Annotated in this window: 17 protein-coding genes; 16 read left to right on the plus strand and 1 reads right to left on the minus strand. The window is 43.7% G+C overall.

Features of this window, described 5'->3' with window-relative positions; all coding sequences use genetic code 11:
- Nucleotides 1-8 precede the first annotated feature (8 nt).
- The 5 genes from RYO92_RS04125 to RYO92_RS04145 all read left to right on the plus strand — a co-directional run bounded on the left by RYO92_RS04125 (nucleotide 9) and on the right by RYO92_RS04145 (nucleotide 4,393).
- On the plus strand, nucleotides 9-641 hold the full coding sequence (locus RYO92_RS04125) for a redox-sensing transcriptional repressor Rex (protein WP_183684799.1): 633 nt from the start codon (nucleotides 9-11) through the stop codon (nucleotides 639-641).
- Nucleotides 638-1,003, plus strand: a complete 366-nt coding sequence (gene acpS / locus RYO92_RS04130; protein ID WP_315369577.1) for a holo-ACP synthase — start codon at nucleotides 638-640, stop codon at nucleotides 1,001-1,003. The genes RYO92_RS04125 and acpS overlap by 4 nt, the downstream gene beginning before the upstream one ends.
- Before the next feature lie 190 nt (nucleotides 1,004-1,193).
- Nucleotides 1,194-2,090: an NAD(P)H-hydrate dehydratase gene (locus RYO92_RS04135; RefSeq protein ID WP_315369578.1), complete on the plus strand. Its 897-nt coding sequence runs from the start codon at nucleotides 1,194-1,196 to the stop codon at nucleotides 2,088-2,090.
- Between the two features lie 166 nt (nucleotides 2,091-2,256).
- Nucleotides 2,257-3,459: an alanine racemase gene (alr, locus tag RYO92_RS04140; protein WP_315369579.1), complete on the plus strand. Its 1,203-nt coding sequence runs from the start codon at nucleotides 2,257-2,259 to the stop codon at nucleotides 3,457-3,459.
- Nucleotides 3,460-3,652: 193 nt separating this feature from the next.
- The gene (locus RYO92_RS04145; protein ID WP_304071582.1) at nucleotides 3,653-4,393 is read left to right on the plus strand and encodes a YebC/PmpR family DNA-binding transcriptional regulator; all 741 of its coding nucleotides are present in this window, start codon (nucleotides 3,653-3,655) and stop codon (nucleotides 4,391-4,393) included.
- A gap of 239 nt (nucleotides 4,394-4,632) precedes the next feature.
- On the opposite strand, the gene RYO92_RS04150 is transcribed toward RYO92_RS04145, so the two are convergent.
- Complete coding sequence (locus RYO92_RS04150) at nucleotides 4,633-6,426, minus strand: Rqc2 family fibronectin-binding protein (RefSeq protein ID WP_315369580.1); 1,794 nt, start codon at nucleotides 6,424-6,426, stop codon at nucleotides 4,633-4,635.
- Nucleotides 6,427-6,634: 208 nt separating this feature from the next.
- On the opposite strand from RYO92_RS04150, the gene RYO92_RS04155 reads away from it, so the two are divergent.
- The 11 genes from RYO92_RS04155 (at nucleotide 6,635) to rpmB (ending at nucleotide 12,830) form a co-directional block, all read left to right on the plus strand.
- Entirely contained in the window at nucleotides 6,635-7,510 is an 876-nt protein-coding gene (locus RYO92_RS04155) for a YicC/YloC family endoribonuclease (RefSeq protein ID WP_314329917.1), read from the plus strand.
- A gap of 18 nt (nucleotides 7,511-7,528) precedes the next feature.
- Nucleotides 7,529-8,179, plus strand: a complete 651-nt coding sequence (gmk, locus tag RYO92_RS04160) for a guanylate kinase (protein ID WP_315365105.1) — start codon at nucleotides 7,529-7,531, stop codon at nucleotides 8,177-8,179.
- Nucleotides 8,160-8,582, plus strand: a complete 423-nt coding sequence (rpoZ, locus tag RYO92_RS04165) for a DNA-directed RNA polymerase subunit omega (RefSeq protein WP_007156420.1) — start codon at nucleotides 8,160-8,162, stop codon at nucleotides 8,580-8,582. Before gmk ends, rpoZ begins: the two co-directional genes overlap by 20 nt.
- Entirely contained in the window at nucleotides 8,582-9,853 is a 1,272-nt protein-coding gene (gene rimO / locus RYO92_RS04170) for a 30S ribosomal protein S12 methylthiotransferase RimO (RefSeq protein WP_315369582.1), read from the plus strand. Before rpoZ ends, rimO begins: the two co-directional genes overlap by 1 nt.
- Nucleotides 9,837-10,379, plus strand: a complete 543-nt coding sequence (pgsA, locus tag RYO92_RS04175; protein ID WP_314345658.1) for a CDP-diacylglycerol--glycerol-3-phosphate 3-phosphatidyltransferase — start codon at nucleotides 9,837-9,839, stop codon at nucleotides 10,377-10,379. The genes rimO and pgsA overlap by 17 nt, the downstream gene beginning before the upstream one ends.
- Nucleotides 10,379-10,900: a CinA family protein gene (locus tag RYO92_RS04180; RefSeq protein WP_007156417.1), complete on the plus strand. Its 522-nt coding sequence runs from the start codon at nucleotides 10,379-10,381 to the stop codon at nucleotides 10,898-10,900. The genes pgsA and RYO92_RS04180 overlap by 1 nt, the downstream gene beginning before the upstream one ends.
- A gap of 1 nt (nucleotide 10,901) precedes the next feature.
- The gene (locus tag RYO92_RS04185) at nucleotides 10,902-11,192 is read left to right on the plus strand and encodes a hypothetical protein (RefSeq protein ID WP_315369583.1); all 291 of its coding nucleotides are present in this window, start codon (nucleotides 10,902-10,904) and stop codon (nucleotides 11,190-11,192) included.
- Nucleotides 11,193-11,386: 194 nt separating this feature from the next.
- A complete protein-coding gene (locus RYO92_RS04190; RefSeq protein ID WP_315369584.1) occupies nucleotides 11,387-11,524 on the plus strand; it encodes a hypothetical protein in 138 nt (45 codons plus the stop codon).
- Nucleotides 11,524-11,946, plus strand: a complete 423-nt coding sequence (locus RYO92_RS04195) for a hypothetical protein (RefSeq protein WP_315369610.1) — start codon at nucleotides 11,524-11,526, stop codon at nucleotides 11,944-11,946. Before RYO92_RS04190 ends, RYO92_RS04195 begins: the two co-directional genes overlap by 1 nt.
- Nucleotides 11,933-12,451 (plus strand): GerW family sporulation protein, encoded by a 519-nt coding sequence (locus tag RYO92_RS04200; RefSeq protein WP_315369585.1) that lies wholly within the window; start codon nucleotides 11,933-11,935, stop codon nucleotides 12,449-12,451. Before RYO92_RS04195 ends, RYO92_RS04200 begins: the two co-directional genes overlap by 14 nt.
- Nucleotides 12,452-12,626: 175 nt before the next feature.
- Nucleotides 12,627-12,830 carry a 50S ribosomal protein L28 gene (gene rpmB / locus RYO92_RS04205; RefSeq protein WP_040648381.1) on the plus strand — a complete coding sequence of 68 codons (204 nt, stop codon included), beginning with the start codon at nucleotides 12,627-12,629 and terminating at the stop codon, nucleotides 12,828-12,830.
- Nucleotides 12,831-13,050: the final 220 nt, after the last annotated feature.

Genomic DNA, 13,050 nt, shown 5'->3' on the forward strand with positions numbered 1-13,050 from the left:
AGGGCGCTATGGAAAAAAAAGGAATATCCCAGGCGGTAATACAACGTTTACCCAGATATTATCGGTACCTAGAGGATTTAATGGATCAAAAAATTGATCGTATCTCTTCTTCGGAACTATCCAAAAGAATGCATTTGACTGCTTCCCAGATTCGACAGGATTTGAATAACTTCGGCGGATTCGGACAGCAGGGCTACGGTTATAATGTGAAGAATCTTCATGAGGAAATCGGGAAGATTCTAAACATCGATAGAGAGCATCCTATGATTATCGTAGGGGCCGGACATTTGGGAATTGCCTTGGCAAATTATACGAATTTCCGGAAGCGGGGCTTTGTCCTTCGGGGGATATTTGACTCCAACCCCAAGCTATGGGGAGAGAAGGTAGGAGACTTAAAGATTGCTCCTATGGAGGAGATTGAGTCGGTGGTAAAGCAATATCACATCCGCTTGGCTGCCATCTGCATCCCCAAGGATGTGGCAGTACCGGTGGCGGAGAAATTGATTTCTTACGGCATTGACGGTCTCTGGAATTTTGCCCATGTGGATTTGGAGGTACCGGATCACGTGGTGACGGAAAATGTTCATTTGTCAGAAAGTCTTATGCGCCTGTCCTACCGTGTCTTCGAGGAGCGTTCATGATTTTGGGAATCGGCTGCGATATATTGGAAATTGCCCGTTTAGAAAAATTAGTAAAAAAAAATTATACCCATAGGGTATTCACAGAAGAAGAACGCCGGCAAAGTGAGGGAAGACTCTCTCGCTTGGCCGGTGATTTTAGTGTAAAAGAAGCAGTGTCCAAATGCTTCGGCACCGGAGTAAGAAGCTTCTCCCTTTTGGATATTGAAGTGCTTAGGGATAGTCTGGGAAAGCCCTATGTGAAGCTCTATGGCGGCGCGGAAAAGATTTTTCTGGAAATGGGCGGAAAGGCTCTTCATGTCAGTATCAGCAATACCAAGGATCTGGTAATGGCCTATGTGGTTTTGGAAGGAGAAGGCTTTTAGATAATGTAATGAGAGTTTGATACATGCTAAAAGATAGAATGAGATTTTGATAAAATCCAAAAATATGATGAGATTCTGATAAAATTTAAAAGATATGATGGGATATGAACTCGAAAAGATATGTTGAGATTCTGATGAATTCTAAAACTGTGGTAAAAATATGATAAAAGAGGAACAGGACGGCTTTAAAATGAAAATATTTCTTCCTAAACGAAATCCGGCTTCTCATAAGGGATCCTATGGAAAATGCCTGATTATTGCGGGAGCGGGAGGAATGGCCGGAGCAGCTTATTTTGCGGCACTATCCGCCTATCGTTCCGGTACCGGGCTTGTGAAGCTGTGCAGTGCAAAGGAAAATTTGGGGATTTTACAGACCTTGATTCCGGAGGCTATTATTCTTTCTTTTTCGAAGGAGAGGGAGCATTTCCAAGAAGTAGAAAAGGCAATAGAATGGGCGGATTTTCTGCTCTTTGGTCCGGGAATGGGCACAGGGGAAGAGGCAAGAGAACTATTGGGTTTAGTTTTGGAAAAGGGAAAAGTTCCTTTATTGATTGATGCGGACGGGCTTAATCTTCTTTCAAGGGATTCCGCCTTACAAGCTTTGGCAAAAGCCTATGGAAGGAAGTCTCTTTTATTCCTAACCCCTCATCTTATGGAGTTTTCCAGACTTTCGGGAAAAAGCCTTACAGAAATCGAAAATCAAGGAGGAGAAATTGCAAAATCCTTTGGAAAAGAGTACCATTGTATTTTGCTGTTAAAGTCTCATGACACCATGGTGATTTCTCCGGAGGGGGAACTTGTTTATCACAGGAAGAAAAGTTGTGCTGCCCTCAGTAAGGGAGGCTCCGGGGATGTGTTTGCCGGAAGTTTGGCCGGGATTTATCTGATATTAGAGGAAGAAGATAAGACCGCAAAGCAAATCCGGCAAGGCTGTATTGCGGCTATCTTGTCCTGTGAGGCACAGATTTTAGCCGGAGAATTGGCTGCCAAGGAATGGGGAGAACACGGCGTCCTGGCACAGAACATTGCCAATGCCATGGGTAAGGCTCTGGAACTTTTGGAAGAGCAGGGATGTTCGATAGACTAAGGCTAGAAATGAGAAGACATTTGCCAAAGAGTGAATCAGGGAATCTGTCAAGCTAAAACGAATTAAAGAAGACAGATTATAAAAGACAGATTATAAAAGACAGATTATAAAAGACAGATCAAAGAAGACAGATCAAAGAAGACGGTAAAAGAAGGTAAGCGAAAAAATGTGTTTGGGAAGAGAAAGCTACGGCAGAACCTACGCGGTAGTGGAGTTAAGTTATTTACAGGATAATATCAAAGCAGTGAAATCCCATCTTCGGGAGGGAATGCAGTTTTGCGCCGTAGTGAAAATGGATGCCTATGGCCATGGAATTGTGGAGGTGGCCAGAGCCGTAGAGGAAGAATGTTCCCTCTTTGGGGTAGCCACCATTGAAGAAGGAATTATATTACGAAAGGGAGGAATCACCACGCCCATATTGATTTTGGGGGTGGTTCCCAAGGGGCAGTACAGAAGTCTTTGGCACTATGACATTATGCCCTCTCTGTTCACCAGGGAGCAGGGAGAAGCGCTCTCCGCTATTGCCAAGAAGGAAGGGAAGAGCCTGCCCTGTCATTTGGCTTTGGACACCGGAATGGGAAGAATCGGTATTCAGGTTGAGAAAGAGGACGCTGTAGAATTGGGACTGGAGCTTTTCTCTTTGAGCGGAATTGAAATCTGCGGTATTTTTTCTCATTTTGCCTGCTGTGACGAAAGGGATAAGTCTTATACGGAGATGCAGGAAAGGCGTTTTGCAGACTATCTTAAAGCTTTAGAGGAGAGAGGAATCAAGCTTCCCCTCTGTCACCTTTCCAACTCCGCCGGGATTTTAGAGGGACGGGGAGTGCAGTACGATATGGTGCGGGACGGCATTGCGATGTATGGGCTTTATCCCTCCAAGGACATGCAAAGAAAGCTACCCTTGAAACAGGCTCTATCCTGGAAGGCGAAACTCAGTCATATTAAGGAGGTTCCGGCAGGAGAAGCCATTTCCTACGGTGCAAGCTTTATCGCAAAGGAAGCTATGCGGGTGGCTACCGTTCCGGTGGGCTATGGAGACGGTTATCCGAGAGTCCTTTCTAACAAAGCAAAGGTCTTGGTGGGAGGAAAGCCTTGTCCCATTCTTGGCAGAGTTTGTATGGATCAGTTTATGGTTGATGTGAGTCATACAGAGGCGGAAATCTTTCAGGAAGTTACTCTTCTGGGACAGGAGGGAGAGGAAGAGATTTCCCTTTATGATTGGGAGGAATGGGGCGTTTTTTCCTATGAATTCCTCTGCAACCTGGGAAATCGAGTGCCGAGAGTTTACAAAATGAAGGGAAAATGGGTGGGAACCTATGATCCCCTGTCTTCCTTGCATATTGAGGAATATCAGGATGAAGAAGGCTAAACCCGGGAATAAGCCTATTAAGCTACTATGCGGATGGAGTCATCACCGGAACAAAATGTTCTAAAAAAATTCAGAGACCCCGAGGCAAAGGAGTGGCTCACTTTGTGGAACGACTTGTTTTTTGGAAAAAAACTTGCATAGAAGGGGAAGACTGGATAATATAGAAAAATATTATAGAAAGTAGGAGATAAGCATGTCAGGACATTCAAAATACTCAAACATTAAAGCAAAAAAAGAGAAAAATGATGCCGCAAAGGGAAAGATTTTTACCATTATCGGTCATGAAATCGCCTTAGCCGTAAAGCAGGGAGGAGCGGATCCTGCCAGTAACTCCAAGTTAAAGGACGTTATTGCCAAGGCGAAGGCTAACAATATGCCTAACGATACCATTCAGAACGGTATTAAGCGTGCAGCAGGTGCTTTGGATACGGTAAACTTTGAAGAGCTGCAGTATGAGGGCTACGGGGTAAACGGTGTAGCCATTATCGTTAAGGTATTGACCGACAATAAGAATCGTTCCGCAGCGGATGTTCGTTCCGCCTTCACAAAGGGAAAGGGAAGCCTGGGAAGCCAGGGCTCCGTATCCTTCCTTTTTGAGGAAAAGGGACAGATTATTCTGGATAAGGAAGAAATGGAAGACTTAGGCCACGATGCGGAAGCCTTGATGGATATGGCGATTATGGCCGGTGCCGAGGATTTACTGGAAAGAGATGATTACTATGAGATTCTCACTGACCCCACCGAGTTTTCCTCCGTACGAGAAAAGCTGGAGCAGGAGAACCTGCCTATGGCGGAAGCGGACGTGGTTATGATTCCGGGAAATACCGTTTCCGTAACCGACGAAGAAGCGGTAAAGAACTTAAGAAAGACTCTGGACCTTTTGGACGCATCCGATGATGTGCAGAACGTTTACACGAATTGGGAAGAGGAATAAAAAGAGATTGCCCCCATTCCGGACCTATACTGTATGAAATCCTAATGTACTGTATCTTTTACAGTCTCTTTTGGGCTTATAGGACAAAACGTGTTGATGAAAACCGCTCTACATCCTTGTAAATCAAGGCTGTAGGGCGGTTCAAATTTTTTGCAGATAGTGTGCTTTCTTCCCCAATTCCAGACCTATACTGTTATGAAATGCTTAAAATTCATCTTCTCTTTTTCTTCCTCCACATTTTACCAGGGGAAGTCTTTAATTTCTTCCAGAGCCAGTTTTGGGCTTACCAGAATGGAATAGTTCTGATGATAAATCACAAAGCCGGGGGCGGCTCCGGGAACCTTCTTTAGGTTCTTCTTCTGGGTATAATCCACCTCCACCTTTTGGCTGCTGCCTTCCGAAGAGAAGTAGGCGGCCAGCTCTGCGGCTTCTTCAAAGAGTCGATCGGGAAGCTCTTCCAAATCCTTTCCCTCTGTTTTAGCGATTACATGGGAGCCGGGAATATTTTTTCCATGGAACCAAAAGTCTTTTCCCTCTGCAATCTGGAAGCTGAGAATTTCATTTTGCTGGTTATTTTTTCCCACATAGAGAAGATAGCCGTCTGAAGAACGGAAAAGTCTCGGCTTGGACTGGTCTTCCTTTCGCTGTTTTTTCTTCTTTCCGCTGACTTTTTTGATAAAGCCGAAGTCTCCCATTTCTGCCCTTATGGCATCCAGATCCCCTGCACTTTCCGCAAGCTGAATACTGTTCATAATGGACTGGAGGTGGTAGAGCGTTTTTTTGCTTTCCGCTACCTGCTCTAAAAGATTCTGCTCCGTCCTCTTGGCCTTATCATATTTTTCAAAATACTTCTTGGCATTTTCCATAGGAGAAAGAGTAGGATCCAAGGGGATTTTTTCTTCCTTTCCCGTGTAGTAATTTTCGCACTGGAGCTCTTTCTCGCCTCCTGTAAGGCTATAGCCGTAGGTGGTTAAGAGTTCTCCGTAGATTCTGAATTTATCCTTTTTCTCCGTGTCCTTTAACTGCTTTTCCTGTAATGCCAGCTTTTTATTACAGCGCTCCAAGAGGGTATGGCATTGCTTCTTTAAGTCTGTGGATTTCTGCCGTACTCTGTCGTCCCTCTCCTTATTTCCGTAATATTGAAGAAGGAGGGCGGAGGGAGAGGAAATGTATTCTTCGGAAAATGCCGGATTACCCTTGTATTGTTGCACCGGGAGTGCGGAAAAATCAAAGGCCTTTTCCCCTTCATACAAAATGACCGGATGAAAATCCTTTTCCTGAATCGTTTTCCGAAAGGCCAAAATGGATTCCTTAACCTGCATCCGTTCCTCTGAAGATAAGGTATTGGAGAGTTTATCGATAGGGAGACCGGCATCAAGACAAAGCTCTCTGGCCAGTAATGGGCTTAGTCCGGAAAAGCTTTGGAAGAGGCATTCCCATAAGGGGAGGGATTCCTTTTCCAAGAGCGTATTCAGCTCCTCCATAGGGAAGGATAAAATGTTTTCCTTATGGAAGGCATCCGGAATAAAATATTCCCTTCCGGGAAGCACTTCTCTTACCGAGGACTGGCTCAGGGAAATTCTCTTTATGGCGTCTAAAATCGTATAATCCTCTTTCAGTAAAATGATGTTGGAATACTTACCCATAATCTCCACAGCCAAATGCTTGATACCTACATCCCCCAGCTCATCTCTATGGGATATATCCAAAAAGAGCACCCGCTCCAGTCCTGCCTCCGTAAGCTTTAGAGAAGCCTGCCGAATGCTTTGAATAATGCCGTTTCCGATATGCTTTCGAAGGGACATACAAAAGCTGGGGGCGGTAATGGGGGCGGTTTTCCCTTCATTTGCCAAATATAGAAGAGGGAAGGAGGGATTGGCGGAGAGGTGGAGAATCTCCGTGTTTTTTTCCTTCTTTATAAAAAGTTGTAATTCATCCTTTTCACTTTGGATGATTTTGGAAATCTTTCCGCCTAAAATTCGTTCTTGAAATTCCGCGATGCACGCTGCAAGATACAATCCGTCAAATGCCATGAAAACCGTCCTTTTCCACTTGAAATAGTAAATCCACCTTGCTATCATACTGGAATACCGGCCTGTAAGTTTGGTGGTTTATACGTAAATGAAATTGCCAACAGGAAAGTTCTTTATCCTTTCCGGCTATGACTTTTCCTGTATTTTCGTAGGAAAAGCTACAAAGAGGATAAAGTAAAGGCATGAAAAATGCAAGAGAGGGGGCTTTATGAGTATCAAAAGTATGACAGGATTCGGCCGCTGTGTGGGAGAGAAGGATTGCTCCGGTATCACGGTGGAAATCAAGTCGGTTAATTCCCGTTTTTTAGACCTGTCTATACGCCTGCCCCGGACTATGCAGCATCTGGAAATGAAGTGTAGAGAATGGGTGAAGGAAAGAATTTCCAGGGGAAAGGTGGAAATCTTTGTTTCTCTGGAGGACAGCACGGAAAAAAAGAAGAAACTTCTACTTCGGGAGGATTTACTGGATGCCTATGTGGAAAGCATTAAAAAAGTAGCCGAAAAATATTCTCTTCCCTATAATCTGGATGCCAAGGAGCTAGTGTTTTTTCCAGAGGTGGCTCAGATTGTGGAAGGGGAGGAAGAAGATCGGGAGGAAGCTCTTTTCTTGGCTATGGAGCTGGCTATGACAGAATTTCAAAAGGCCAGAGAGAAGGAAGGAAGCAATTTAAAAAGAGATATTCTTTTAAAACTTTCGGAAATGCAGGAAGGCATTGATTTCATTAAAGGAAAAGAAGGAGATATTCAAAGGGCTTATGCTGAGCGTCTTCGGAAAAAGATGGAGGAGATGCTCTCCGGAAGAGAGGTGGAGGAAGGCAGAATTCTGCAGGAAGTGGCAATTTTTGCTGATAAGGTGAGTACGGATGAGGAAATCACAAGGTTGCAAAGCCATATCCAAAGAATGGCAAAGCTTTTAGAGGAAGAGATTCCTATAGGAAGAGATTTGGATTTTCTTTTGCAGGAAATGAATCGGGAAAGCAATACCATATTATCTAAGGCTAATGATTTATCTGTATCCGAGAAGGCTTTAAAATTGAAAAATCATATCGAAAAGATTCGAGAGCAGGTACAGAATATAGAATAAGGGAAGCAGGAAAGAAGAATGGAAAAGCATAAAGAAAAGGGAATTTTGGTGGTGGTGTCCGGGTTTTCCGGGGCGGGGAAGGGAACGATCATGAAGAATCTGACCCAAAAATATGATAACTATGCCCTGTCCATTTCCGCAACAACAAGAGCAGCAAGACCGGGAGAGGAGGAAGGAAAGTCCTATTTCTTCGTCAGCAAGGATCGCTTTGAAGAGATGATTGACCGGGATGAGCTGGTGGAGTACGCCAAGTATGTGGACAATTATTACGGAACGCCCCGAAAGTTCGTGGAGGATTGCCTTGCCGAAGGAAAGGATGTCATTCTGGAGATAGAGATTCAGGGTGCCTTGAAAATCAAGAAAAAGTTCCCCGACAGCCTTTTGATTTTTATGGCACCACCCTCCGCTGAGGAGCTCAGAGCCAGACTGATCGGCAGAAACACCGAGGATGAAGCGACAGTTAATAAACGCTTAAGTCGTGCCATTGTAGAGGCGGAAGGTGTGGAGGCCTATGACTATATTCTTGTCAATGCAGATATTGACACATGCACGGAAAAACTGCATAATTTAATCCGTGCCTCTCATGATCGGGCAGAGGTACATTTGGATCTGATTGAAGAAATCAGAAAGGACTTAAGGAGGATAGAAGATGCTACGTCCAACGTATAATGATTTAATAGAATCTATGAACCGCAATAGAGAAGAGGGGGAATTGGAAGTACAGTCTCGCTATTCCGTAGTAATTGCCAGTGCTAAGAGAGCCAGACAGCTGATTGACGGAGAGGAACCTTTGATAAAGGGAGAAGAGGGTAAGAAGCCTCTTTCCATGGCGATTGAAGAGATTTCCCGTAACCTTGTCAACGTGGAAAAGGGCTTGGATTATGAGGATGAGCCGATTATCCTTCCGGAGAAAGAAGAGTATTCTCGTTATGCCATTGATGAAGATTTGGATGAGGACGAGGATGTAGAAGAAGATTCGGAAGAAAAGGACGAAGAGGAAGACTTTTCCGAAAGGGATGAGGAAGAGGAAGACTTCGGAGAAGACGATTATCAGTCTGATAGTGAGGCCTAATGAAGCTTTATCTGGAGAGCTTAGGCTGTGATAAAAATAGAGTAGACGCGGAGAAGTTGCTTTTCGAGCTTTTACAGAAATATCCCGGTTCCTCCGTTACCGATGAGCCAAGTGAGGCGGAGATTGCCATTGTGAATACCTGCTCTTTTATTGGTCCCGCCAAGGAAGAAAGTATTCAGTGTATTCTGGATTTGGCGCAATACAAGGAAACGGGAAAGCTGGAGAAGCTTATTGTGGCAGGTTGTCTCGTGGAGCGCTACAAGGATGAGATTCGGAAAGAACTTCCGGAGATTGATGAAATTACTTCCGTAAAGGATTATGTGAAGAGACTGGACTATCAGATGGCCAGGGTAGAAAGCGGAGAGAAGTACAGTCGCTACTTAAAGATTGCAGAGGGCTGCGATAAATATTGCAGCTACTGTATTATTCCAAGGCTTCGCGGCCATTATCGTTCCATTCCCAAAGAGCTGGTCTTGGAAGAAGCAAGAGCTTTGGTTTCGGAAGGGGCCGGGGAGCTGATTTTGGTTGCCCAGGAAACCACTCTTTACGGTACGGATCTTTATAAAAAGAAGGCTTTGGCAGAGCTTTTGGCAGAGCTTTCCGAGATTCCGAATCTTCAGTGGATTCGGATTTTGTATTGCTACCCGGAGGAAATAGAACCGGAGCTGATTCGGGAAATGAAGAGGAATCCGAAGGTATGTCACTATCTGGATCTTCCTATACAGCATGCCTCTGACAGGATTTTAAAGAGGATGAATCGGAGAACCAGAAAGGAAGAGCTGAAGGAAAAGATTGCTCTTTTAAGAAAGGAAATGCCGGATATTGCCTTGCGTACCACGATTATTACCGGCTTCCCGGGAGAGACGGAAGAGGATTTTCAAGAGGTTTTGGACTTTATTTCGGAAATGCGCTTTGATCGTCTGGGAGCCTTTCCCTATTCTCAGGAAGAGGGAACCAAGGCTGCGGAGATGGAAGATCAGATTCCCGAAAAGCTGAAAAATCAAAGACTTTCTCAGATTATGGAGCTACAGCAAAATATTGCTTTCCGAAAGGCGGAGGAGCAGATAGGAAGAAAGCTGAAGGTTTTGGTTTGCGGCTATGACGAGGAGGAACAGAGAGTGCTTTGCCGTTCCTATATGGATGCTCCGGATGTGGACAGCTATCTCTATGTTTTCGGAGAGAAAAAGGAAGTGGGTAGCTTCCTATATGCTAAGGTAATAGATACGGAAGGCTATGATTTGATAGGAGAATGGTGTGAATCTGCCGAATAAATTAACGCTGTTACGAGGAATTCTTGTTCCTTTCTTTGTGTTTTTTATCCTTTTAGAGGGTGGAAACAATCTTCTTTACCGCTATATCGGTTTGGGAATTTTCTGCTTTGCCTCCTTTACGGATTTTTTAGATGGTTATCTGGCCAGAAAGAATCATTTGGTGACCAATTTCGGAAAATTCATGGATCCTTTGGCAGATAAGCTTCTGGTGTGCTCTGCATTAATATGCTTGATTCCCCTGGGGGAGCTGCCGGCTTGGTATGTGGTCATTTTAATCGGAAGAGAGTTTGTGATTTCCGGGTTTCGATTGGTTGCGGCAGATCATAATATCGTTATTGCCGCATCAATCTTTGGAAAAGCGAAAACAGCCAGTCAAATGCTTATGATTATTTTGCTTCTTTTACAGATTCCCGCTTTGGCTTTTGTAAATCAGATTTTTATTGTTTTATCTTTAGTGCTCACCATTCTTTCTTTGGTGGACTATGTATATAAAAATCACAGGGTGATTTCAGAGGGAGGCTTCTAATGGGAGATAAAAAAGAAAAGAAGGTTTTGGTGTATAATAGTGAGGCACCCATTGAAGAACAGGTGGTTTCTTTACTGAAAGGTTTAAAGAAAACCATTACTACCGCCGAAAGTATAACAGGCGGCATGATTTCTGCCGCTATTACTTCTGTGGAAGGAGCTTCCGAATGTTTTAAGGTGGGTTATGTCAGTTATTCCAACAAAGCAAAAAGGAAGTTGCTTTCCGTTAAGAAGGAGTTATTACGAAAGGAAGGAGCAGTTTCCTCCTCTGTGGCAAAGGAAATGGCTATTGGAGCCATGATGGAATCCGAGGCGGATTTGGCGGTTGCCGTAACCGGTAATGCAGGTCCTACTGCCTTGGAAGATAAAGAAATCGGTCTGGTTTACATTGCGGTTTGCGCCGGAGGAAAGACAAAGGTAGAAGAGTATCATTTTACGGGAACTCGAAAAGAAATCCGGGAACAATGCTGTAACACCGCATTGGTGATGGTAAGAAACTATCTTTTGGAAAAAATGACTTAGTATGCGTTTTTCAAAATTTTTACAGTTTGGCGAAAGGGCCAAGAACTACATTCCCTATTTGATGGAGAATTTAAGAGAGGGACATACGGTCCCCATGTGTTATTTAATCTACTCCGGCTTGGGAAATAACCTATATGAATTTTATGGGGCTCCCCATTGGTCTTTACCCACATTTCCCAGGAAAGAGGAAGAAATCCTTGGGGTGGCTTATGGCTATAAAGATGCCCTGTTGCTGGTGTCCGGGATGACCCGGCAAGCATTGGAGGAAGAAAGGAAATGCTCCTTGTCTTAGGGATTCTAAAATGGATATTGCTGATTATTCTTATCCTATTTTTGCTCCTTCTTTTCTTGCTTCTTCTGCTCTTGCTTCTTCCCTTTCATTATGAAATCTTCGGGGAGAAGGAGAGAGAGGAGAAATTACCAAGGGGAAGAGGGAAAATTACTTATCCCGGTTTAAAAATTTCCGGAAGCTTTCAAGAGGGAAAATTGGAATATAAGGGAAAGTTTTTGTTTTTTACTCTTTTTGAGAGCGGCAAGGAAGAGAATTCTGAAAAGAAAGAAGACGCTTCTCGAAATGTAGAAGGTTCGGGACAAGAAGCAGAACTCGAAGAGGAAGAAAATTGATGAAGGCTATGGAGAAAATCCTATCCATCCCTAAGAAGACCATACGGAAAGGGAAGGAAATAAAAAAGAAAATCCGGATGCTTACCCAAGAAGAAACAAAGGAGATGCTTGTCCTTGTTTTTCGCCAGATTCTCTATCTTCTTCATCATTCCAGGGTCAGGAACTGGAAGGGGGAGCTTTATCTTTCCATGGCGGATCCCTACACCTTGGGACAGGTTTTGCAGGGAATAGCACTTTTATCCCCATTCCTCGGAGATTCCCTGCATGTTTATCCGGAATTTGATGACTCCTATTACTACGGAGAGATTAAGGCAAAGGGAAAGTTTCGTTTGATCCATATCGTTATCGTGGCTGTTCGTCTTCTTCGGAACAGGAAGTTCCGGGAATTGCTTTTTAAGGGAGGAAATGATGGCAAATCATAATACACAAGAATTACTGAACGCCCTGTTTCAAGGCTTAGATGGTTTTGTCCAGTCGAAAACCGTGGTGGGAGAGCCCATTGTTGTGGGAAATACCACTCTGATTCCTCTCATGGAAGTAAGCTGTGGAATGGCAAGTGGAGCCTTTATGAAGGAGAATCAGAAAAAGGGGGATGGAGGAGCGGGAGCCATGAGTTCCAAAATCACTCCTGCTGCCATGCTGATTATCCAGGAGGGAAGAACAAAGCTCATTCGTGTGAAGAATGAAGATGCTTTTTCCAAGATTATTGATATGATTCCAGAGGCCATTGACAAGATTACAGGAGGAAGTCGGGTAACAAAGTCTGCAGAAGATTTGGCGGAAGAGAATCTGGAAAGCTTAAAGCAGAAGAACAATACGAAGAAAAAGGATAAAGTGGAAGAAGAATATGTCGCTCCGGTGATTGATCTGCCGGAGGAGGAAGCCATCGAGGAAATCGACTTAGTGGATATTGATTTAACAGACTAAGGATCGGTATTCCTGTGGGATTTTGTTTATTTCCGGGAATGTATAGGAGGAAAAAAACCGGAAATAAGGAGTTTTAGGAAAAAAGCAAGAAAGCCCTTGCAAGAAACTATTCTTTTTGCTATTATATTTTAGTCGCTGTTTTGCGGTGGAACTTTTAAAAGAGGGAGGTGCAATCATGGCTAAGTGTGCTATTTGTGAGAAGGCAGTGCATTTCGGCAATCAGGTAAGCCATTCACATAGAAGATCTAATAAGATGTGGAAAGCAAATGTGAAATCGGTTAGAGTTAAGGTAGATGGCGGTACAAAGAAGATGTACGTATGTACTTCCTGCCTACGTTCCGGAAAAGTAGAACGTGCCGTATCCGGTGTAGCTGAATAAGATTTTAGAAAAGATATTGTGTGAGCAATATCTTTTTTTTTGCCTAAAGAGTATAAGGAGTCCTATTTCATAAGGGGGGCTAATGTATGGAATATTGTAAAGGAAAAGTAGCATTAGCTTTTGATAGCTTTCCTTAAAGCTCAATATTTTTTAAATACTTAAGAAAGAATTATGATTTATCCCTAAGAATCCCTAGTATTTCTAGGGTAAAAAGAAAGAG

Source organism: Oribacterium sinus (genome assembly GCF_963553175.1).
Classification (GTDB): domain Bacteria; phylum Bacillota; class Clostridia; order Lachnospirales; family Lachnospiraceae; genus Oribacterium; species Oribacterium sinus_B.

Excerpts from the sequence above, each read along its gene's own strand:
- RYO92_RS04195 (WP_315369610.1), top strand. The coding sequence starts at position 11,524 with ATGAAGGCTATGGAGAAAATCCTATCCATCCCTAAGAAGACCATACGG.
- alr (WP_315369579.1), top strand. The coding sequence starts at position 2,257 with ATGTGTTTGGGAAGAGAAAGCTACGGCAGAACCTACGCGGTAGTGGAG.
- RYO92_RS04135 (WP_315369578.1), top strand. The coding sequence starts at position 1,194 with ATGAAAATATTTCTTCCTAAACGAAATCCGGCTTCTCATAAGGGATCC.
- rimO (WP_315369582.1), top strand. The coding sequence starts at position 8,582 with ATGAAGCTTTATCTGGAGAGCTTAGGCTGTGATAAAAATAGAGTAGAC.
- RYO92_RS04125 (WP_183684799.1), top strand. The coding sequence starts at position 9 with ATGGAAAAAAAAGGAATATCCCAGGCGGTAATACAACGTTTACCCAGA.
- RYO92_RS04185 (WP_315369583.1), top strand. The coding sequence starts at position 10,902 with ATGCGTTTTTCAAAATTTTTACAGTTTGGCGAAAGGGCCAAGAACTAC.
- rpmB (WP_040648381.1), top strand. The coding sequence starts at position 12,627 with ATGGCTAAGTGTGCTATTTGTGAGAAGGCAGTGCATTTCGGCAATCAG.
- rpoZ (WP_007156420.1), top strand. The coding sequence starts at position 8,160 with ATGCTACGTCCAACGTATAATGATTTAATAGAATCTATGAACCGCAAT.
- RYO92_RS04145 (WP_304071582.1), top strand. The coding sequence starts at position 3,653 with ATGTCAGGACATTCAAAATACTCAAACATTAAAGCAAAAAAAGAGAAA.
- RYO92_RS04180 (WP_007156417.1), top strand. The coding sequence starts at position 10,379 with ATGGGAGATAAAAAAGAAAAGAAGGTTTTGGTGTATAATAGTGAGGCA.
- gmk (WP_315365105.1), top strand. The coding sequence starts at position 7,529 with ATGGAAAAGCATAAAGAAAAGGGAATTTTGGTGGTGGTGTCCGGGTTT.
- RYO92_RS04150 (WP_315369580.1), bottom strand. The coding sequence starts at position 6,426 with ATGGCATTTGACGGATTGTATCTTGCAGCGTGCATCGCGGAATTTCAA.
- RYO92_RS04155 (WP_314329917.1), top strand. The coding sequence starts at position 6,635 with ATGAGTATCAAAAGTATGACAGGATTCGGCCGCTGTGTGGGAGAGAAG.
- acpS (WP_315369577.1), top strand. The coding sequence starts at position 638 with ATGATTTTGGGAATCGGCTGCGATATATTGGAAATTGCCCGTTTAGAA.
- RYO92_RS04200 (WP_315369585.1), top strand. The coding sequence starts at position 11,933 with ATGGCAAATCATAATACACAAGAATTACTGAACGCCCTGTTTCAAGGC.